Origin of the sequence: Enterococcus sp. M190262 (genome assembly GCF_005843965.1) — a bacterium.
Taxonomy (GTDB): domain Bacteria; phylum Bacillota; class Bacilli; order Lactobacillales; family Enterococcaceae; genus Enterococcus_D; species Enterococcus_D gallinarum.
The window spans coordinates 683,652-700,834 of the sequence record NZ_CP040461.1 but is presented as its reverse complement, the minus strand read 5'-3'; the positions used below and the strand labels follow the sequence as shown (position 1 = coordinate 700,834).

Below are 17,183 nucleotides of genomic sequence, written 5' to 3'. Positions count from 1 at the left end.
CATGTTAGTACCTAAACGTGTAAAACACCGTCGTGAATTCCGCGGGAAAATGCGCGGTGAAGCGAAAGGCGGAAAAGAAGTAGTTTTCGGTGAATACGGCTTGCAAGCTGTTGAATCACACTGGATCACAAACCGCCAAATCGAAGCTGCCCGTATTGCAATGACTCGTTATATGAAACGTGGCGGGAAAGTATGGATCAAAATTTTCCCTCACAAATCTTATACGGCCAAAGCAATTGGGGTACGTATGGGTTCTGGTAAAGGGGCTCCTGAAGGATGGGTATCACCAGTAAAACGTGGTAAAATCATGTTTGAAATTGCCGGCGTTCCCGAAGAAGTTGCGCGTGAAGCGTTACGTCTTGCTTCTCACAAATTGCCAGTGAAAACAAAGATCGTAAAACGTGAGGAAATGGGTGGTGAATCGAATGAAGGTTAAAGAAATCAGAGAATTAACCACTGCCGAAATGCTAGATCAAGAAAAACAATTGAAAGAAGAATTGTTTAATCTTAGATTCCAATTAGCTACAGGACAATTAGAAAACACTGCACGTATCAAAGAAGTACGTAAATCGATTGCACGCATCAAAACAGTATTGCGTGAACAAGCAAAGTAATAGTGGAAGGAGGCCATTTAGCGTATGACTGAAGAAAGAAATCAACGCAAAGTTTACCAAGGTCGCGTGGTATCCGACAAGATGGATAAAACAATCACTGTTGTCGTTGAAACTAAGAAAAACCACCCTATCTACGGCAAACGTCTGAACTATTCTAAGAAATACAAAGCACACGATGAAAACAACGAAGCAAAAGTTGGCGATATCGTGAAAATTATGGAAACTCGTCCATTATCAGCTACGAAACGTTTCCGTCTAGTAGAGATTGTTGAAAAGGCAGTGATTATCTAATCACACGAGATTTTCCTATATAGATTGTGAATTGCAAAATCTGAAAGGAGGATACACATCGTGATCCAAGCAGAAAGCCGATTAAGAGTGGCGGACAACTCAGGTGCCCGTGAAATTCTAACGATCAAAGTCCTTGGCGGATCTGGTCGTAAAACTGCGAATATTGGTGACGTGATCGTTGCTACGGTCAAACAAGCAACGCCAGGTGGGGTTGTCAAAAAAGGTGACGTCGTTAAAGCCGTTATCGTTCGTACAAAATCAGGAGCACGTCGTACAGACGGTTCTTACATTAAATTTGATGAAAATGCTGCGGTTATTATCCGTGACGATAAGAGCCCACGTGGAACTCGTATCTTTGGACCAGTTGCTCGCGAATTGCGTGAAGGCAACTTTATGAAGATCGTTTCCCTAGCACCAGAAGTATTGTAATAGTGATTCTTATCTAAAGGAGGTGCGAAACAAACATGTTTGTTAAAAAAGGCGATAAAGTTAAAGTTATCACTGGTAAAGACAAAAACAAAGAAGGCGTTGTACTTGCAGCGTTTCCTAAGAAAGACAAAGTCGTTGTTGAAGGTGTGAACGTCGTTAAAAAACACCAAAAACCTTCTCAAACAGCTCCTCAGGGCGGAATCGTCGAGATGGAAGCACCAATTCATGTTTCTAACGTGATGGTGGTTGATCCTTCGAACGGTGAAGCAACACGTGTAGGCTATAAAGAAGTTGACGGCAAAAAAGTCCGCGTTTCTAAAAAAACCGGAGAAGTTCTTGATAAATAATCAAATAAAGGAAGGAGGGGCTAACAGATGAACCGCCTTAAAGAAAAATATTCAAAAGAAGTTGTCCCATCATTAATGGACAAATTTAACTACAGCTCAGTTATGCAAGCACCAAAAGTTGATAAAATCGTTATCAACATGGGTGTTGGTGATGCTGTATCGAATGCAAAAAACTTAGATAAAGCTGTTGAAGAATTACAATTGATCTCAGGTCAAAAACCATTGATCACAAAAGCGAAAAAATCTATTGCTGGATTCCGTTTACGTGAAGGAATGCCAATCGGTGCGAAAGTTACTCTACGCGGCGAAAGAATGTATGAATTCTTAGACAAGTTAGTAACAGTTTCATTGCCACGTGTCCGTGACTTCCACGGTGTCAGCAAAAAAGCGTTCGACGGACGCGGAAACTACACATTAGGAATCAAAGAACAATTGATCTTCCCTGAAGTAGATTATGATTTGATCGATAAAGTACGTGGTATGGATATCGTTATTGTAACAACAGCCAACACAGATGAAGAATCTCGTGAATTGTTGTCACAATTAGGCATGCCATTCCAAAAATAAAAAAAGGAGGCGAACTACGTGGCTAAAAAATCAATGATTGCTAAAAACAAACGCCCTGCTAAATTCTCAACACAAGAGTATACTCGTTGCGAACGTTGCGGACGTCCACATTCAGTTTATCGTAAATTTCATCTTTGCCGTATTTGCTTCCGCGAACTTGCCTATAAAGGACAAATTCCCGGCGTGAAGAAAGCTAGCTGGTAAACTATACTCGCATAAAGGAGGTAAATTATCCCATGGTCATGACAGATCCAATCGCAGATTTTCTAACGCGTGTACGTAATGCCAATATGGTAAAACACGAAAGCTTAGAAGTACCTGCTTCAAAAATCAAACGTGATATCGCTGAAATCTTGAAACGTGAAGGTTTCGTTCGCGATGTTGAATATATCGAAGATGACAAACAAGGCGTGATCCGCGTATTCTTGAAATACGGCAAAAACGGTGAACGTGTTATCACAAACTTGAAACGTATCTCTAAACCAGGTTTGCGTGCTTATGTCAAAGCTGACGAAGTGCCAAAAGTATTGAACGGTTTAGGAATCGCGATCATCTCAACTTCTGAAGGTGTTATCACTGACAAAGAAGCAAGAGCAAAAAATGTTGGCGGCGAAGTAGTCGCTTATGTATGGTAATTTAAAATAATCCACAAGGAGGTGCCTCTAAATGAGTCGTATCGGTAATAAGATCGTCGTTCTTCCTGCAGGTGTTGAAATCAAACAAGATGGAAACGACATTACAGTTAAAGGACCTAAAGGTGAATTGAAACGTACTTTTTCTTCTGATATCAAAATGAATATCGAAGGAAACGAAGTAACATTCACTCGTCCAAACGATAGTAAAGAAATGAAAACTATCCACGGAACTACCCGTGCAAACTTCAACAACATGGTTGTTGGTGTTTCTGAAGGTTTCCAAAAAGCGTTAGAATTGATCGGGGTTGGGTACCGTGCTCAATTACAAGGTAAAAAACTTGTATTGAACGTTGGTTACTCTCATCCGGTTGAAATCGAAGCGCCAGCTGGAATCGAAATTGAAGTTCCTTCAAACACTTCTGTGATCATCAAAGGATCAGATAAAGAAGTTGTTGGCGAATTAGCTGCTAATATTCGTGGCGTTCGTCCTCCAGAACCTTATAAAGGCAAAGGAATTCGTTATGTTGGCGAATTTGTACGTCGTAAAGAAGGTAAAACTGGTAAATAGTCGTAAGCATTTACGACTAGCGGCTTAGGCTAGCAAATAAAAAGAGGTGACAATTGTGATTACAAAACCAGATAAAAATAAAACACGTCAGAAAAGACATCGTCGTGTACGTAACAAAATCTCTGGTACTGCTGAGTGCCCACGCTTAAACGTGTTCCGTTCGAACAAAAACATCTACGCTCAAATCATTGATGACGTAGCGGGTGTGACGCTAGCAAGTGCCTCTGCCTTAGATAAAGAAATTTCAGGTGGAAACAAAACTGAACAAGCACAAGCTGTCGGCAAATTAGTTGCAGAACGTGCAGCAGCAAAAGGTATTAAAGTAGTAGTCTTTGACCGTGGTGGATACCTTTACCATGGCCGTGTAGCAGCTTTAGCTGAAGCAGCTCGCGAAAATGGACTGGAATTTTAAGAGAAGGAGGAACACCATTCATGGTTTATATTGATCCAAAACATTTGGAATTAGAAGACCGCGTTGTTGCGATCAACCGTGTAACTAAAGTTGTTAAAGGTGGACGTCGTCTACGTTTTGCTGCATTAGTTGTTGTCGGTGATAAAAACGGACACGTAGGTTTCGGTACTGGTAAAGCACAAGAAGTACCAGAAGCAATCCGTAAAGCAATCGAAGACGCGAAGAAAAACTTGGTAGAAGTACCAATGGTTGGTTCTACAATCCCTCACGAAGTTATCGGTGTATTCGGCGGCGGACGCATCCTTATGAAACCTGCTGTAGAAGGTTCTGGGGTAGCTGCTGGTGGACCCGTTCGTGCCGTATTGGAATTAGCTGGGGTAGCGGATATCACATCTAAATCTTTAGGTTCTAACACACCAATCAACGTTGTTCGCGCAACAGTTGAAGGGTTGAAACAATTGAAACGCGCTGAAGAAGTGGCAGCACTTCGCGGCAAATCAGTAGAAGAATTAATCGGTTAAGGAGGACACTATAATGGCTGAATTGAAAATCACTTTAAAACGCAGTATTATTGGACGTCCCCAAAACCAACGCGATACTGTAAAAGCGTTAGGTCTTACAAAGTTGAATTCAACAGTAGTAAAACCAGCTAATGATGCAATCAAAGGCATGGTCAACACTGTTTCTCACTTAGTGGACGTTGAAGAAGTCTAAGGATCAGCAGATCTAGTTTGATTAAGGAGGTGCCAAACCTATGAAACTTCATGAATTAAAACCATCAGAAGGATCACGCCAAGTACGTAACCGTGTTGGTCGCGGAACTTCATCTGGTAACGGTAAAACAGCTGGACGCGGACAAAAAGGTCAAAAAGCTCGTTCAGGTGGCGGAGTACGTTTAGGCTTTGAAGGGGGACAAACACCATTGTTCCGTCGTTTGCCAAAACGCGGCTTTACAAATGTCAACCGCAAAGAATATGCAGTTATCAATCTTGATGTATTGAACCGCTTTGAAGACGGTGCAGAAGTAACACCTGTTGCTTTGCATGAAGCTGGAATCGTCAAAGATGAAAAAGCTGGAATCAAAGTATTAGCAAATGGAGAACTAACGAAGAAATTGACTGTGAAAGCAGCAAAATTCTCAAAAGCAGCTGAAGAAGCAATCGTTGCTGCTGGTGGATCAATCGAGGTGATCTAATGTTCAAACTACTAAAGGACGCCTTTAAAGTAAAAGATATTAGATCGAGAATTTTCTTCACCGTACTTATCTTGTTTGTCTTTCGTCTGGGTACACATATTACTGTGCCAGGCGTAGACGCAAGCCGTTTGAGGGAAATTGCTGATCTACCGTTTCTGAACATGTTGAACTTGGTCAGCGGTGGCGCGATGCAGCAATTCTCGATTTTCTCAATGGGTGTGTCACCATATATTACTGCGTCAATCGTTATTCAGTTGTTGCAGATGGATATCGTGCCAAGATTTGTTGAGTGGTCGAAGCAAGGGGAAGTTGGTCGTAAGAAATTGAATCAAGCAACTCGTTACCTAACATTGGTTTTGGCCTTTGTTCAGTCGATGACGTTAACTGCAGGGTTCAACTATTATACACAACTTGGCTTTGTCAACAATCCAAATATCTCGACGTTTGTGGTGATTGGTTTGATCTTAACAGCAGGTACGATGCTCGTTACTTGGTTAGGAGAACAAATCACAGAACGCGGAATTGGAAATGGTGTGTCAATGATTATCTTTGCAGGGATCATTTCACGCTTACCTGCTAGTATCAAGGAATTGGTAGAAGATTATTTCATCAATGTGGATCCATCAGATATTTGGATGAATGCATTGTTTATGGTCTTGCTTGTCGTTGCTGTTTTGGTCATCATCACATTTGTGACGTATGTCCAACAAGCAGAACGAAAGATTCCAATCCAATATACGAAGCGAGTAGCTGGTGCGCCAACAAGTAGTTATCTTCCATTGAAGGTCAATGCTGCCGGTGTAATCCCAGTTATCTTTGCTAGTTCGTTTATTACAACACCAAATGCGATCATTCAAGCATTAGGCAGTTCGTATAAAGGCGAAACTTGGTATGAAGTAGTACAAACGATTTTTAGTTATAACACCGTACCTGGTGCGATCATCTATACTGTTTTGATCGTGGCGTTTACGTTCTTCTATGCATTTGTACAAGTTAACCCTGAGAAATTAGCGGAAAACCTACAAAAACAAGGAAGTTACATTCCAAGTGTGCGCCCTGGTAAAGGAACAGAAGAATACGTCTCACGTCTGCTTATGCGATTAAGTACAGTAGGATCGGTCTTCTTAGGACTAGTTGCGCTGTTGCCGATCATCGCTCAGATGGTTTGGAACTTGCCGCAATCAATCGGTTTAGGTGGAACAAGTTTATTGATCGTTATCGGGGTAGCTCTGGATACTGCGAAGCAGCTAGAAGGACTTATGCTGAAACGGAAATATACTGGTTTTATCAATTAAAGTTATTGAAGTGTTGAGGTCTTCCTCAACACTATTCAAAAACTTACAGGAGGAATTAGAATGAACCTCATTTTAATGGGACTACCTGGTGCCGGTAAAGGTACTCAGGCAGAACGTATCGTTGCTGAATACGGTCTTCCTCATATTTCAACAGGCGATATGTTTCGGGCTGCAATGGCGAACGAAACAGAATTAGGCCTGAAAGCAAAATCTTACATGGATCAAGGCGCTTTGGTTCCAGATGAGGTCACCAACGGTATCGTCAAAGAGCGTTTAGCTGAACCAGACACAGAGAAAGGCTTCTTATTGGATGGCTTTCCGCGGACTTTGGAACAAGCTGAAGCATTGGACGAAATGTTGAAAGACCTAAACAAAAAACTAGATGCTGTCATTGATATTCATGTTCCTGAAGAAGTTCTCGTAGAACGTTTAGCCGGCCGCTTCATGTGCCGCAATTGTGGGGCAACTTATCATAAATTGTTCAATCCGCCAAAAGTGGAAGGAACATGTGATCGTTGTGGAAGTCATGACTTCTACCAACGTGAAGATGATAAGCCTGAGACGGTCAAAAATCGTCTAGCTGTCAATATCAAAAGCAGTGAACCAATCTTAGCTTATTACAAAGAAAAAGGTTTATTGCAGTCGATTGATGGTGATCGCGACATCGATGCTGTATTTAAAGATGTTAAAAACATCATTGACTAATCATAGATTGCCCGTCACCGACTTGCAGCTACAAAACTTTCTCTTGAAACCTTTGACAGAGTATGATAAAATGTGTCAGTCCGACTTCTACTGTTATTAAGTAGAAGCATAGTTTGAGAATATCAGGTGGGAACCCCGTTTCCGCCATTTTATCGTGTGAAAATCACAAGTACAAGGAGGTACTGTGCGTGGCAAAAGAAGATATGATTGAAGTCGAAGGTACAGTCGTCGAAACTTTGCCGAATGCAATGTTTAAAGTCGAATTGGAAAACGGACACCAAGTTCTAGCGACCGTTTCTGGTAAGATCCGGATGCACTACATTCGTATATTACCTGGAGACAAAGTGACGGTTGAATTATCACCGTATGACCTGAACCGTGGCCGCATTACTTATCGCTTTAAATAATTGTACTCCGTAAAACCACAGGAGGTATTATCATGAAAGTAAGACCATCAGTAAAACCAATGTGCGAACATTGTAAAGTAATTCGTCGTAAAGGACGCGTTATGGTGATTTGCCCAGCAAATCCAAAACATAAACAACGTCAAGGATAATCGGAGGTGTAACAAATATGGCTCGTATTGCAGGAGTAGATATTCCTCGTGATAAACGTGTGGTCGTTTCACTTACTTATATCTATGGTATTGGTAACACGACTGCAAAACAAATTTTAGCAAACGCTGGCGTTTCTGAAGAAGTTCGTGTTCGTGATCTAACGAATGAACAAACAGATGCTATCCGTGCTGAAGTTGATAAATTAAAAGTTGAAGGTGACCTTCGTCGTGAAGTGAACTTGAACATCAAACGTTTGATGGAAATCGGTTCATACCGTGGTATCCGTCATCGCCGTGGATTGCCAGTTCGTGGACAAAACACGAAAAACAATGCACGTACTCGTAAAGGCCCGTCTAAAACAGTCGCAGGCAAGAAAAAATAATTCCTAAGTGAAGGAGGTTAAAACTTCATGGCAGCAAAAAAAGTGAGTCGTAAACGCCGTGTGAAAAAGAATATTGAAGCGGGTATTGCACATATTCACTCAACATTCAATAATACAATCATTATGATCACTGATACTCATGGGAATGCATTAGCATGGTCATCAGCTGGTTCATTAGGTTTCAAAGGAAGCAAAAAATCTACTCCTTTTGCCGCTCAAATGGCAGCAGAAACAGCTACCAAAGCAGCAATGGAACACGGATTAAGAACTGTAGAAGTAACAGTTAAAGGACCTGGTTCTGGACGTGAAGCAGCAATTCGTTCATTACAAGCAGCAGGTTTGGAAGTGACTGCAATCCGTGACGTGACTCCAGTCCCTCATAATGGATGCCGCCCTCCAAAACGCCGTCGTGTTTAATGAGTGCTGCTCATTTTGAGTGTAACAATTACGTCATTGAACAAGACACTTTTCGTTTTGAAAGGGGTAAAAGATAAGAATGATTGAATTCGAAAAACCAAGAATCGCAAAGATTGATGAAGAAAAAGATTATGGCAAGTTCATCGTTGAGCCTCTTGAAAGAGGATACGGAACTACTTTAGGAAATTCCTTACGTCGTATTTTATTATCTTCTTTACCTGGTGCAGCAATCACCAATATTCAAATCGATGGAGTTTTACACGAATTCTCAACTGTTAAGGGCGTTCGGGAAGACGTTGCTCAAATCATCTTGAATATCAAAGGTCTTGCATTAAAAATGTACGGGGATGAAGAAAAAACCCTGGAAATCGATATTACAGGACCTGCTACAGTAACTGCTGGCGATATCATCGTAGACAGTGATGTAGAAATCCTTAACAAAGATATGTATATCTGCAACGTTTCTGAAGGAGCTTCATTCCATGCTCGCTTAACTGTGAAACCTGGACGCGGCTACGTTCAAGCAGATGAAAATAAAAAAGAAGACATGCCAATCGGTGTTCTTCCAGTCGATTCAATCTATACACCAGTACGTCGTGTGAACTACCAAGTAGAAAATACTCGTGTTGGTCGTCGTGATGATTTTGACAAATTAACGATGGAAATATGGACTGATGGCTCAATTGAACCATTGGAAGCAATGAGTTTAGCTGCAAAAATCATGACCGAACATTTAGACATCTTTGTAAACCTAACGGACGAAGCGAAAAACGCTGAGATCATGGTGGAAAAAGAAGAAACACAAAAAGAAAAAATGTTGGAAATGACGATTGAAGAATTAGACTTGTCTGTTCGTTCATACAACTGTCTAAAACGTGCAGGAATCAATACTGTACAAGAATTGACTAATAAATCTGAACCAGAAATGATTAAAGTACGGAACTTAGGCCGTAAATCTCTTGAAGAGGTCAAAGTGAAATTACACGATCTTGGTTTAGGACTACGTAAAGACGATTAATACGTCTTCGATTACGTTAGTTTCGGCTCGTCTGATCGAGACGACATACGAAAGTGAAGGAGGGAAACCACGTGAGTTATCGTAAACTAGGACGCACATCTAGCCAACGTAAAGCGATGTTGCGTGATTTAACAACTGATTTATTCATTAACGAACGCATCGTTACGACTGAAGCTCGTGCGAAAGAAGTTCGTTCAACTGCAGAAAAAATGATCACTTTAGGTAAACGTGGTGATTTGCATGCACGTCGCCAAGCTGCCGCATTTGTTCGTAATGAAGTTGCTAGCGTTCGTGAAGAAAACGAAGAAGTAGTTATTGAATCAGCTTTGCAAAAACTATTCAATGACATCGCTCCTCGTTACACAGATCGCCAAGGTGGCTACACTCGCATCTTGAAAACAGAACCAAGACGCGGAGATGCTGCACCAATGGTTATCCTAGAACTTGTTTAAAATCACACTTATCATCACTTTATAGATGTTTATTAAGAGTGTTATGATGTTGGAAGAAACTTTCCGAGTCTAGCTCAGCGCCTACACCTCGATGTATTTCGAGGTGTACGCACTCATCATAAAGTGCTTTTTTTTTACTTTCGATGATCTGTCTTGACAGGTCATGGCAAGTGAAAACAAAGTTCTGTTTGGAAATCTCATCGGAATGATTGAAAATAACTTACTTTTTTGGTAGTGTAAGTAAGAATTAACTGGAATGAAGGAGTATATCATGAAGCCGATCATTGAATTGAATGCTATCACCGTTCGTTATACCGAAGAAGATCGTCCGGCGTTGAAGAATGTCTCTTTGTCCATTGAGCAAGGAGAATGGGTTGCGCTTATCGGTCATAACGGTTCAGGAAAATCGACCTTGGCCAAAACGATCAACGGTTTGATTTTACCGCAAGAAGGAAGCGTTGCAGTGGGAGACATGCTGCTTAATGAAGAAAATATTTGGAATATCCGTAAAATGGTCGGAATGGTTTTTCAAAATCCCGACAATCAATTTGTCGGTTCAACTGTAGAAGATGATGTGGCATTTGGTCTAGAGAACCAAGGGATTCCTCGTGACGAAATGGTGATCAGAGTCAAAAATGCTCTAGAACAAGTCCGGATGGAAGAATTTGCAACACGAGAACCAGCCAGACTTTCTGGGGGACAAAAACAGCGAGTAGCCATCGCTGGTGTTGTGGCATTACGTCCCGATATCATCATTTTAGATGAGGCAACTAGTATGCTTGATCCTGAAGGAAGAGAAGAAGTTATTTCCACGATCAAGAAAATCAAGGAAGAAAATAATTTAACTGTTCTGTCAATCACCCATGATATTGATGAGGCAGCCAATGCCAATCGGGTCATGGTCATGCGCCAAGGAGAACTGGTTCGTGAAGGGACGCCGGCAGAAATCTTTTCGGCTGGCCCAGAATTGATCGAATTGGGTCTAGATTTGCCTTTTCCAGAAAAATTGAAGGCAGCTTTGAAACAGCGCGGCATCTCTGTGCCTGCAGCATACTTGACAGAGGAAGGAATGGTGGATTGGCTATGGACATCCGTTTTGAAAAAGTAGCATTTACTTATCAACCGCATTCCCCATTTGAGCAACGCGTGTTATTCGATATTGATCTCGAAATCAAAGAAGGCTCGTATACAGCATTGGTGGGTCACACTGGTAGTGGCAAATCAACATTACTACAACACTTGAATGCATTATTAAAGCCAACAGCAGGCAAAGTGACGATTGGTGATCGCGTGATCACTCCTGAAACTGATAATAAGAATTTAAAACCATTGCGTAAAAAAGTAGGAATCGTCTTTCAATTTCCTGAATCGCAATTGTTTGAAGAAACTGTGGCTCGAGATATCGCTTTTGGTCCCCAAAATTTTGGTGTGAGTGAAGAAGCGGCAGCTGAATTAGCGAAAGAGTACATTAAACTCGTTGGTTTAGATGAAAGCTTTCTTGAACGTTCCCCATTTGATCTCTCAGGAGGACAGATGCGCCGAGTAGCCATTGCCGGGGTCTTAGCAATGGAACCGGAAGTATTGGTATTAGATGAGCCGACAGCGGGTTTAGATCCACAAGGACGCAAAGAAATGATGGAGATGTTCCAGCGACTCCATCAAGAGAAAAATATGACCATCATCTTAGTGACCCATTTGATGGATGATGTGGCTAATTTTGCAGATTATGTCTATGTATTAGAAAAAGGACGAATCGTTAAAGAGGGTGCACCGAAGAATGTTTTTCAAGATATCGAATGGCTACAAGAAAAACAATTAGGCGTACCAACAGCAACTGCTTTTGCAGCGTTGTTGCAAGCGAAAGGGTTGCATTTCGAACACTTGCCATTGACAGCAGAAGAACTTGCGGATCAACTCGTAGCAAAGGAGGCGACCGCAAATGATGAATAAACTAATCTTTGGCCGCTTTATTCCAGGAGATTCCTTTATCCATAAACTCGATCCACGGGTGAAATTACTTGCCAGTTTTTATTTTATTGGAATCATTTTTTTGGCAAACAATTGGCAGAGCTATCTTTTTGCGGCTGTTTTTACGCTATTTAGCATTTTTCTTTCCAAAATTGATTTGGGTTTTTTCGTTCGTGGTGTTCGCCCGTTGATCTGGCTGATTTTATTCACTGTAGCATTGCAGATTCTCTTTACGACGGGTGGAGAAGTCTATTGGTCCTGGTGGATCTTCAATATTACCGAATTTGGTTTGCAGAATGGTGCGTTCATTTTTTGCCGTTTTGTTTTGATTATTTTTATGTCGACATTGCTGACGTTGACGACACCACCTTTGGAGTTGTCAGATGCGATCGAATATATATTACGCCCATTAAAAGCCATCCGATTTCCCGTGCATGAAATTTCTTTGATGCTGTCGATCGCACTTCGCTTTGTGCCGACATTAATGGATGAGACTGAGAAAATTATGAATGCCCAGCGTGCCCGCGGAGTCGATTTCGGAGAAGGCGGGTTGTTGCAAAAGATGAAAGCCATCGTCCCATTGCTGATCCCTTTGTTTGTCAGCAGTTTTAACCGGGCAGAGGACCTAGCCACAGCCATGGAGGCTAGAGGCTATCAAGGCGGTGAAGGGCGGACCAAGTATCGGATTCTTCACTGGCACAACCGCGACACACTCGTAGTGTTGGTCTTTGTGCTCTTTACAGTAGGTTTAGTATTATTAAGAGGATAAAAGTAAATGTCTGGGGAGTGCAATCGGCTCCTCAGATTTTTTTGAGAAAATGAAAGCAGGTGAGAAGATGGTACGTTATAAAGCAACGATTGCTTACGATGGCACCAATTTCCAAGGATTTCAGCGCCAACCCAATGGACGCACAGTACAAGAAGAAATCGAAAAAACATTGACTCGCATGAACAATGGACAAGCAGTCCAAATCCACGGTTCAGGACGGACCGATGCGGGTGTCCATGCTTTAGGTCAAGTGATTCATTTTGACTTTGACGAACGTCCATTAGAAAAAATGCGCTTTGGACTTGATACACAAACACCGGAAGATATTGCTGTGAAACAGGTGGAAATCGTCGATGAACACTTTCACGCCCGCTATCTTGTGCGGGAGAAGACCTATCAATTTCGCGTAGATATCGGCAAACCACGAAGCCCTTTTCGTAGATATTACGCAAGCTATTACCCGTATCCGCTGGATCTAAGGAAAATTCAGCAAGCTTTACCCGATTTATTAGGCACGCATGATTTTACCAGTTTTTGTGCCACTGGCAGCTCCGTAGAAGATAAAGTCCGGACGATTCACCAAGCTAGTATGGAAGTGAATGAGGCTGGAGACGAACTACTCTTTACCTTTCGAGGCGATGGCTTCTTATATAAAATGATCCGCATCATGGTCGGAACCCTGTTGAAGATCGGTAATGGACGCTTACCAGCAGATAGCATTCCCGCCATTATTGCCCAAAAAGACCGCAATGCCGCTGGACCTACGGCTCATCCGGAAGGGTTGTATTTGGTTCGCGTAGCCTATGAATAAAAGAGAACTAAAAGAAAGAAGCGCCTCCTAAGGTTCGATTCGTATCGATCCGTTGGGGGGCGCTTCTTTTCGCAGCTGACTGCTATTGTGGCAGATAAAGAAGGTATCGATTGATCTCATCTGCCTGGCTTGTCTGTGGGTGTGTGTTCTATCTCAGCTGCTACTTTTCTTTGATAGAAATAGCGGAACAAAATAAAGAGCAGTAGGCAGCTAAAGAATAAAATGACTCCGATCACAAAACCTTGCGGTAAATAAGTCAGTTCAAGATGATGGGTACCGCTTGGGATCTTCACACTGATAAACGCATCTTGGAAAGCGTCAATAGCGATAGGTTTGCCATCCAGTTTGGCAGACCAGCCCTTGTCATAAGGAATCGTAGTGATAAGCTGCTGTTCTTTCTCAGTAGTGATATCGGCTTCGGCATTTCGTTTGCCGACAGTCATCGCAACACCTCTCTCTTGAATGGCATCGATTGCCCGTTGAAAGGCGGTAGTGTCTAATGTCACCACCTGTGGGTTTTGGAAAGAAATTGACTGAGTGCCATAGAAACTTGCCGTAAACTGCACGGTCGTTGCCGTATCATAGTAGCCTAGATCATAATATTGACCATTGATTCCAATTTGACTTTCCCGCTGTTCCCCGTTCACAGTGATCGTAGCTGTAGAACTCTCTAATTCACCGAAGTTTGCCGGATACAGACTAAGATAGGCTTGGGAATGGGCAGGTACTTCTACTTGCCAAGTAATCTCTTTCGCCACATTGCTTTCTTGCTCTTGGAATGTCGTGTACATGCCATTTTCAGTGATATCGGTGTTTTTGCTGTGAATGACAGTGATCGGTTGAAAATCAAAATAGTTTTGTTCAATGTTTGCCAAACCGTTGATCAAATTCTTCTGGCTGGTTAGATTGTCGTTGGCAGGCTGTTGGATCTTATTGATCGAAGGCTCTGCTAACATGGCAAGGGGAAGAGCGTTGCTATTTTGATAAAGCTTGTAGTCTCCAGCTTCTCCTACGCGTTCAAAACCGTATTTTGTTAAGTTTTGTTTGCTAATATTGTATTTGATGCCGGTGAAAGCATCCATTAGCAATGTATTATTCGGATAACGGATATTAAGATTCGTTCCTCTTGAACGAAAACCTAATTTATCTAAGTAACTAGAGGAGTTGCGGTTGCGGATTGAAGAAAACATGCTGACACCGCTGTAACCATAGTTGATACTGTCATTGGAAGAAACGGGATCCAGATTTTCCAAACGGAAAAAGGTCTCATTGTCTTTATCGGCTTGATCCACCAATTGCTTGATTGAAGGATAAGGATCAGTGAACAGACTTCGAGAGGCGTAATTCCAATCATTTAAGATTTCGCGAACCATCCCACTCGTGTTGATCGCCATTTCACCGCAAACGAAAACCAACAAGAGAAATGCCACTTTCTTTTTAGTTAGCATACCAAGTTGACCGAAACCGATACACAGCAAGTAAAGGGCAAAGAAAACAATCGTTAACGCAAAAGAGGCTGTGGTGACGAATTCATACGAGTTTCCTCCCAGTCCATAAGAAAGTGCAAAGAGAGCAATCGTAGATAGTCCGACAATCACAAACAGACCTCGGTCTTTTTGCTGCAGCTGTTCCCAACCATAACCAGCCAAAAGAATCACTAGAAAGGAGAATAAATAGGCATAGCGGAACAAGAACATGTTTGGGGCATGCATCCCATGCCAGAAGAGATTCAAGGGAACGATATAGAAACTGGCGATCAAAATGCTAAACAATCCAGCATATAGCAGTTTATCTTTTAAAGGAATTCTCTTAGAAACAAAGTATAAAATACAAAGTAGTAATGGCAGTAGGCCAATATAAATAAACGGGATCGAACCGTATTTAGTTGTATCATATACGCCAATCATATTTTTCATTATAAGATCGAAAACACCAGTAGCTTCTGTCTTGAACTTCGTGATAGTGGACAATTCTTCCCCATTTGAACGTAAATCAAGTACAGCAGGCAAAATGATGATCATGGAAGCCCCACCGGCTAATAAAGAAGTGATGCCATAAGGGATGATTACTTTCTTGTTTTGCTTCCAATTGCGACCTAATTGCACGAATAGATACAAGACGGAGAACACTCCGATCATGAATCCCATATAAAAACTTGAGATAAATAACAGTAGGTAACTGACAAACAGAAGAGTCGGTTTTTTTTGTTGCAAGAGCCGATCAATCCCTAGAATCACTAATGGCAGGTAAATAAGTGCATCTAGCCACATGATCAATTCGGAGTGAGCAGTGATAAAGGACATCAACGCATAGCAGACAGCAAGGGTAACATGATGCCACCGTTGGATTTTAAATGTTTGACTCGCGTAAAACCAAAATGCGAGTCCGGCGCTGCCGATTTTCAAAAGTGTCAGCACATAGAGCGCATCTGGCATCAATTGATTGGGAAACAATAAAACCAGCGGCGTAAAAAGACCACCTAAATAGTAAGAGATCAGTGCAAGATAGTTCAACCCTAAAGAGGCATTCCAAGTATAGAAGATACTCTGCTTGCCTAATAAGACATTACGAAAACTGGCATGGAAATTCGAAAATTGCGAAAAGGCATCGCTCGCTAAGACACTGCGGCTGCTGCCGGGATAGATTCCGATCGTTAAATAAATGACTGCCATAATCAGTAACGGCAGCAGAAAACTGGCGGTCATATAAGGCCAATGTTGTTTGATGAATGATTTGATAGTAGCCAAGAATAGTCACCTAATCCTTATGAATTTTTTATTAGTGTACCATAATTCAAAGGATTAAAAAAACAATGTCATTAGCTGTTTAAAGAAAAAACAAAGGACATAAGAAAGGAAAGGAGGAATGAAACGGAAGACAACAAAAAAGACCGCTCGCAAGAACGGCCGAAAATGTGTGGTTAAGATTATACGCGCTCAACTTTTCCAGATTTCAAAGCACGAGTTGACACCCAAACTTTTTTAGGTTTTCCGTCAATCATAACGCGAACTTTTTGCAAGTTAGGTTTCACAGTACGTTTTGTCGCATTCATTGCGTGTGAACGGTTGTTTCCACTTGTAGTTTTACGTCCAGTAAAGTAACAAACTTTAGCCATGTGGTTATTTCCTCCTTTGCCTTGATGTTGGAGCGCTATTTCAGCTCATACCATCTGAATTTATCATAGAAAGTTAGAAAATGCAAGGGTAATTTTCAAGAAAGATTGACTTTTAGCAGTAAACATTGTAAATTAAACAAGGTCAGAATACAAGAATATCTGATGCCAAGCCCCTTTTCATAAGTCACATCCTTTTATTTGACTAGCAGCTATGATAAAATGTGAGAGAAGAAAGATGGGAATATCCCGTTTAAGGAGGCTATATTATGGCTGTAAAAATCAAAACCTCATCAGGTATTATTGAAATCAGCAACGAGGTCATCGCCACAGTTGTCGGTGGCGCAGCAACAGATGTGTTTGGTATTGTGGGCATGGCCAGCAAGAAACAGATCAAGGACAACATCAATGAAATTTTACGCAAAGAAAACTATTCTCGCGGTGTCGTTGTTCGTCAAGAAGAAAACGGTATTGCAGTGGATGTCTACACGATCGTTAGCTATGGTACAAAAATTTCTGAAGTTTCCCGCAATGTGCAAGAAAAAGTGAAATATAATCTTGAAACAATGCTAGGCGTTTCAGCAAATTCAGTGAATGTTTTTGTCCAAGGTGTACGTGTACTGCCAGATTAGGCAAGTG

The 17,183-nt window shown here is 41.6% G+C and carries 28 protein-coding genes; 26 read left to right on the top strand and 2 right to left on the bottom strand.

What is annotated here, in order from left to right:
- Position 1: 1 nt before the first annotated feature.
- The 25 genes from rplP (at position 2) to truA (ending at position 13,432) form a co-directional block, all read left to right on the top strand.
- Entirely contained in the window at positions 2-436 is a 435-nt protein-coding gene (gene rplP, locus FE005_RS03130) for a 50S ribosomal protein L16 (protein WP_003127975.1), read from the top strand.
- A complete protein-coding gene (gene rpmC, locus FE005_RS03125) occupies positions 426-614 on the top strand; it encodes a 50S ribosomal protein L29 (protein ID WP_002288664.1) in 189 nt (62 codons plus the stop codon). The genes rplP and rpmC overlap by 11 nt, the downstream gene beginning before the upstream one ends.
- Before the next feature lie 24 nt (positions 615-638).
- Positions 639-905: a 30S ribosomal protein S17 gene (gene rpsQ / locus FE005_RS03120; protein WP_003128005.1), complete on the top strand. Its 267-nt coding sequence runs from the start codon at positions 639-641 to the stop codon at positions 903-905.
- A gap of 60 nt (positions 906-965) precedes the next feature.
- Entirely contained in the window at positions 966-1,334 is a 369-nt protein-coding gene (rplN, locus tag FE005_RS03115; RefSeq protein WP_003128006.1) for a 50S ribosomal protein L14, read from the top strand.
- Between the two features lie 35 nt (positions 1,335-1,369).
- Positions 1,370-1,681, top strand: coding sequence for a 50S ribosomal protein L24 (rplX, locus tag FE005_RS03110; protein WP_003128007.1), 312 nt, complete (start codon positions 1,370-1,372; stop codon positions 1,679-1,681).
- Between the two features lie 27 nt (positions 1,682-1,708).
- Positions 1,709-2,248 (top strand): 50S ribosomal protein L5, encoded by a 540-nt coding sequence (gene rplE / locus FE005_RS03105; protein ID WP_003128008.1) that lies wholly within the window; start codon positions 1,709-1,711, stop codon positions 2,246-2,248.
- An 18-nt stretch (positions 2,249-2,266) separates the two neighbouring features.
- Complete coding sequence (locus tag FE005_RS03100; protein WP_003128010.1) at positions 2,267-2,452, top strand: type Z 30S ribosomal protein S14; 186 nt, start codon at positions 2,267-2,269, stop codon at positions 2,450-2,452.
- Between the two features lie 32 nt (positions 2,453-2,484).
- Positions 2,485-2,883, top strand: coding sequence for a 30S ribosomal protein S8 (rpsH, locus tag FE005_RS03095; RefSeq protein ID WP_003128011.1), 399 nt, complete (start codon positions 2,485-2,487; stop codon positions 2,881-2,883).
- A gap of 31 nt (positions 2,884-2,914) precedes the next feature.
- Entirely contained in the window at positions 2,915-3,451 is a 537-nt protein-coding gene (gene rplF / locus FE005_RS03090; RefSeq protein ID WP_003128012.1) for a 50S ribosomal protein L6, read from the top strand.
- Between the two features lie 55 nt (positions 3,452-3,506).
- Positions 3,507-3,863 (top strand): 50S ribosomal protein L18, encoded by a 357-nt coding sequence (rplR, locus tag FE005_RS03085; RefSeq protein ID WP_003128013.1) that lies wholly within the window; start codon positions 3,507-3,509, stop codon positions 3,861-3,863.
- A 20-nt stretch (positions 3,864-3,883) separates the two neighbouring features.
- On the top strand, positions 3,884-4,384 hold the full coding sequence (gene rpsE / locus FE005_RS03080) for a 30S ribosomal protein S5 (protein WP_003128014.1): 501 nt from the start codon (positions 3,884-3,886) through the stop codon (positions 4,382-4,384).
- A gap of 13 nt (positions 4,385-4,397) precedes the next feature.
- The gene (rpmD, locus tag FE005_RS03075; protein WP_003128015.1) at positions 4,398-4,577 is read left to right on the top strand and encodes a 50S ribosomal protein L30; all 180 of its coding nucleotides are present in this window, start codon (positions 4,398-4,400) and stop codon (positions 4,575-4,577) included.
- A 40-nt stretch (positions 4,578-4,617) separates the two neighbouring features.
- The gene (rplO, locus tag FE005_RS03070) at positions 4,618-5,058 is read left to right on the top strand and encodes a 50S ribosomal protein L15 (protein WP_003128016.1); all 441 of its coding nucleotides are present in this window, start codon (positions 4,618-4,620) and stop codon (positions 5,056-5,058) included.
- Positions 5,058-6,353, top strand: a complete 1,296-nt coding sequence (gene secY, locus FE005_RS03065; RefSeq protein ID WP_003128017.1) for a preprotein translocase subunit SecY — start codon at positions 5,058-5,060, stop codon at positions 6,351-6,353. The genes rplO and secY overlap by 1 nt, the downstream gene beginning before the upstream one ends.
- A gap of 60 nt (positions 6,354-6,413) precedes the next feature.
- A complete protein-coding gene (locus FE005_RS03060; RefSeq protein ID WP_003128018.1) occupies positions 6,414-7,058 on the top strand; it encodes an adenylate kinase in 645 nt (214 codons plus the stop codon).
- 188 nt (positions 7,059-7,246) lie between these two features.
- Complete coding sequence (gene infA / locus FE005_RS03055; RefSeq protein ID WP_002288695.1) at positions 7,247-7,465, top strand: translation initiation factor IF-1; 219 nt, start codon at positions 7,247-7,249, stop codon at positions 7,463-7,465.
- Between the two features lie 32 nt (positions 7,466-7,497).
- Complete coding sequence (rpmJ, locus tag FE005_RS03050) at positions 7,498-7,614, top strand: 50S ribosomal protein L36 (RefSeq protein WP_002288710.1); 117 nt, start codon at positions 7,498-7,500, stop codon at positions 7,612-7,614.
- 17 nt (positions 7,615-7,631) lie between these two features.
- Entirely contained in the window at positions 7,632-7,997 is a 366-nt protein-coding gene (gene rpsM / locus FE005_RS03045; RefSeq protein WP_003128035.1) for a 30S ribosomal protein S13, read from the top strand.
- Positions 7,998-8,024: 27 nt separating this feature from the next.
- Positions 8,025-8,414: a 30S ribosomal protein S11 gene (gene rpsK / locus FE005_RS03040; RefSeq protein ID WP_003128036.1), complete on the top strand. Its 390-nt coding sequence runs from the start codon at positions 8,025-8,027 to the stop codon at positions 8,412-8,414.
- A gap of 79 nt (positions 8,415-8,493) precedes the next feature.
- On the top strand, positions 8,494-9,432 hold the full coding sequence (locus tag FE005_RS03035; RefSeq protein WP_003128037.1) for a DNA-directed RNA polymerase subunit alpha: 939 nt from the start codon (positions 8,494-8,496) through the stop codon (positions 9,430-9,432).
- Between the two features lie 71 nt (positions 9,433-9,503).
- Positions 9,504-9,884: a 50S ribosomal protein L17 gene (rplQ, locus tag FE005_RS03030; RefSeq protein WP_003128038.1), complete on the top strand. Its 381-nt coding sequence runs from the start codon at positions 9,504-9,506 to the stop codon at positions 9,882-9,884.
- 271 nt (positions 9,885-10,155) lie between these two features.
- The gene (locus FE005_RS03025; RefSeq protein ID WP_003128039.1) at positions 10,156-10,992 is read left to right on the top strand and encodes an energy-coupling factor ABC transporter ATP-binding protein; all 837 of its coding nucleotides are present in this window, start codon (positions 10,156-10,158) and stop codon (positions 10,990-10,992) included.
- A complete protein-coding gene (locus tag FE005_RS03020) occupies positions 10,968-11,834 on the top strand; it encodes an energy-coupling factor ABC transporter ATP-binding protein (protein WP_005470033.1) in 867 nt (288 codons plus the stop codon). Before FE005_RS03025 ends, FE005_RS03020 begins: the two co-directional genes overlap by 25 nt.
- On the top strand, positions 11,824-12,621 hold the full coding sequence (locus FE005_RS03015; protein WP_138371308.1) for an energy-coupling factor transporter transmembrane protein EcfT: 798 nt from the start codon (positions 11,824-11,826) through the stop codon (positions 12,619-12,621). The genes FE005_RS03020 and FE005_RS03015 overlap by 11 nt, the downstream gene beginning before the upstream one ends.
- A 67-nt stretch (positions 12,622-12,688) precedes the next feature.
- Positions 12,689-13,432: a tRNA pseudouridine(38-40) synthase TruA gene (gene truA, locus FE005_RS03010; protein ID WP_138371307.1), complete on the top strand. Its 744-nt coding sequence runs from the start codon at positions 12,689-12,691 to the stop codon at positions 13,430-13,432.
- 116 nt (positions 13,433-13,548) lie between these two features.
- Here the strand turns inward: truA and FE005_RS03005 are convergent, their stop codons facing one another.
- Both FE005_RS03005 and rpmB read right to left on the bottom strand, forming a co-directional pair.
- Positions 13,549-16,179, bottom strand: coding sequence for a YfhO family protein (locus FE005_RS03005; RefSeq protein ID WP_138371306.1), 2,631 nt, complete (start codon positions 16,177-16,179; stop codon positions 13,549-13,551).
- Between the two features lie 179 nt (positions 16,180-16,358).
- Positions 16,359-16,547, bottom strand: a complete 189-nt coding sequence (gene rpmB, locus FE005_RS03000; RefSeq protein WP_003128045.1) for a 50S ribosomal protein L28 — start codon at positions 16,545-16,547, stop codon at positions 16,359-16,361.
- Between the two features lie 266 nt (positions 16,548-16,813).
- On the opposite strand from rpmB, the gene FE005_RS02995 reads away from it, so the two are divergent.
- A complete protein-coding gene (locus tag FE005_RS02995) occupies positions 16,814-17,176 on the top strand; it encodes an Asp23/Gls24 family envelope stress response protein (protein ID WP_003128046.1) in 363 nt (120 codons plus the stop codon).
- Positions 17,177-17,183: the final 7 nt, after the last annotated feature.

What these genes read in the sequence shown, in the direction of transcription:
- FE005_RS03025 (WP_003128039.1), top strand. Translation starts at nt 10,156, where the DNA reads ATGAAGCCGATCATTGAATTGAATGCTATCACCGTTCGTTATACCGAA.
- FE005_RS03015 (WP_138371308.1), top strand. Translation starts at nt 11,824, where the DNA reads ATGATGAATAAACTAATCTTTGGCCGCTTTATTCCAGGAGATTCCTTT.
- rplF (WP_003128012.1), top strand. Translation starts at nt 2,915, where the DNA reads ATGAGTCGTATCGGTAATAAGATCGTCGTTCTTCCTGCAGGTGTTGAA.
- FE005_RS03020 (WP_005470033.1), top strand. Translation starts at nt 10,968, where the DNA reads ATGGACATCCGTTTTGAAAAAGTAGCATTTACTTATCAACCGCATTCC.
- rpmD (WP_003128015.1), top strand. Translation starts at nt 4,398, where the DNA reads ATGGCTGAATTGAAAATCACTTTAAAACGCAGTATTATTGGACGTCCC.
- FE005_RS02995 (WP_003128046.1), top strand. Translation starts at nt 16,814, where the DNA reads ATGGCTGTAAAAATCAAAACCTCATCAGGTATTATTGAAATCAGCAAC.
- rpsE (WP_003128014.1), top strand. Translation starts at nt 3,884, where the DNA reads ATGGTTTATATTGATCCAAAACATTTGGAATTAGAAGACCGCGTTGTT.
- secY (WP_003128017.1), top strand. Translation starts at nt 5,058, where the DNA reads ATGTTCAAACTACTAAAGGACGCCTTTAAAGTAAAAGATATTAGATCG.
- rpsH (WP_003128011.1), top strand. Translation starts at nt 2,485, where the DNA reads ATGGTCATGACAGATCCAATCGCAGATTTTCTAACGCGTGTACGTAAT.
- rplP (WP_003127975.1), top strand. Translation starts at nt 2, where the DNA reads ATGTTAGTACCTAAACGTGTAAAACACCGTCGTGAATTCCGCGGGAAA.
- rpsQ (WP_003128005.1), top strand. Translation starts at nt 639, where the DNA reads ATGACTGAAGAAAGAAATCAACGCAAAGTTTACCAAGGTCGCGTGGTA.
- truA (WP_138371307.1), top strand. Translation starts at nt 12,689, where the DNA reads ATGGTACGTTATAAAGCAACGATTGCTTACGATGGCACCAATTTCCAA.
- rpmJ (WP_002288710.1), top strand. Translation starts at nt 7,498, where the DNA reads ATGAAAGTAAGACCATCAGTAAAACCAATGTGCGAACATTGTAAAGTA.
- rpsM (WP_003128035.1), top strand. Translation starts at nt 7,632, where the DNA reads ATGGCTCGTATTGCAGGAGTAGATATTCCTCGTGATAAACGTGTGGTC.
- rpmB (WP_003128045.1), bottom strand. Translation starts at nt 16,547, where the DNA reads ATGGCTAAAGTTTGTTACTTTACTGGACGTAAAACTACAAGTGGAAAC.
- rpsK (WP_003128036.1), top strand. Translation starts at nt 8,025, where the DNA reads ATGGCAGCAAAAAAAGTGAGTCGTAAACGCCGTGTGAAAAAGAATATT.
- FE005_RS03060 (WP_003128018.1), top strand. Translation starts at nt 6,414, where the DNA reads ATGAACCTCATTTTAATGGGACTACCTGGTGCCGGTAAAGGTACTCAG.
- rplX (WP_003128007.1), top strand. Translation starts at nt 1,370, where the DNA reads ATGTTTGTTAAAAAAGGCGATAAAGTTAAAGTTATCACTGGTAAAGAC.
- rplO (WP_003128016.1), top strand. Translation starts at nt 4,618, where the DNA reads ATGAAACTTCATGAATTAAAACCATCAGAAGGATCACGCCAAGTACGT.
- rpmC (WP_002288664.1), top strand. Translation starts at nt 426, where the DNA reads ATGAAGGTTAAAGAAATCAGAGAATTAACCACTGCCGAAATGCTAGAT.
- FE005_RS03035 (WP_003128037.1), top strand. Translation starts at nt 8,494, where the DNA reads ATGATTGAATTCGAAAAACCAAGAATCGCAAAGATTGATGAAGAAAAA.
- rplE (WP_003128008.1), top strand. Translation starts at nt 1,709, where the DNA reads ATGAACCGCCTTAAAGAAAAATATTCAAAAGAAGTTGTCCCATCATTA.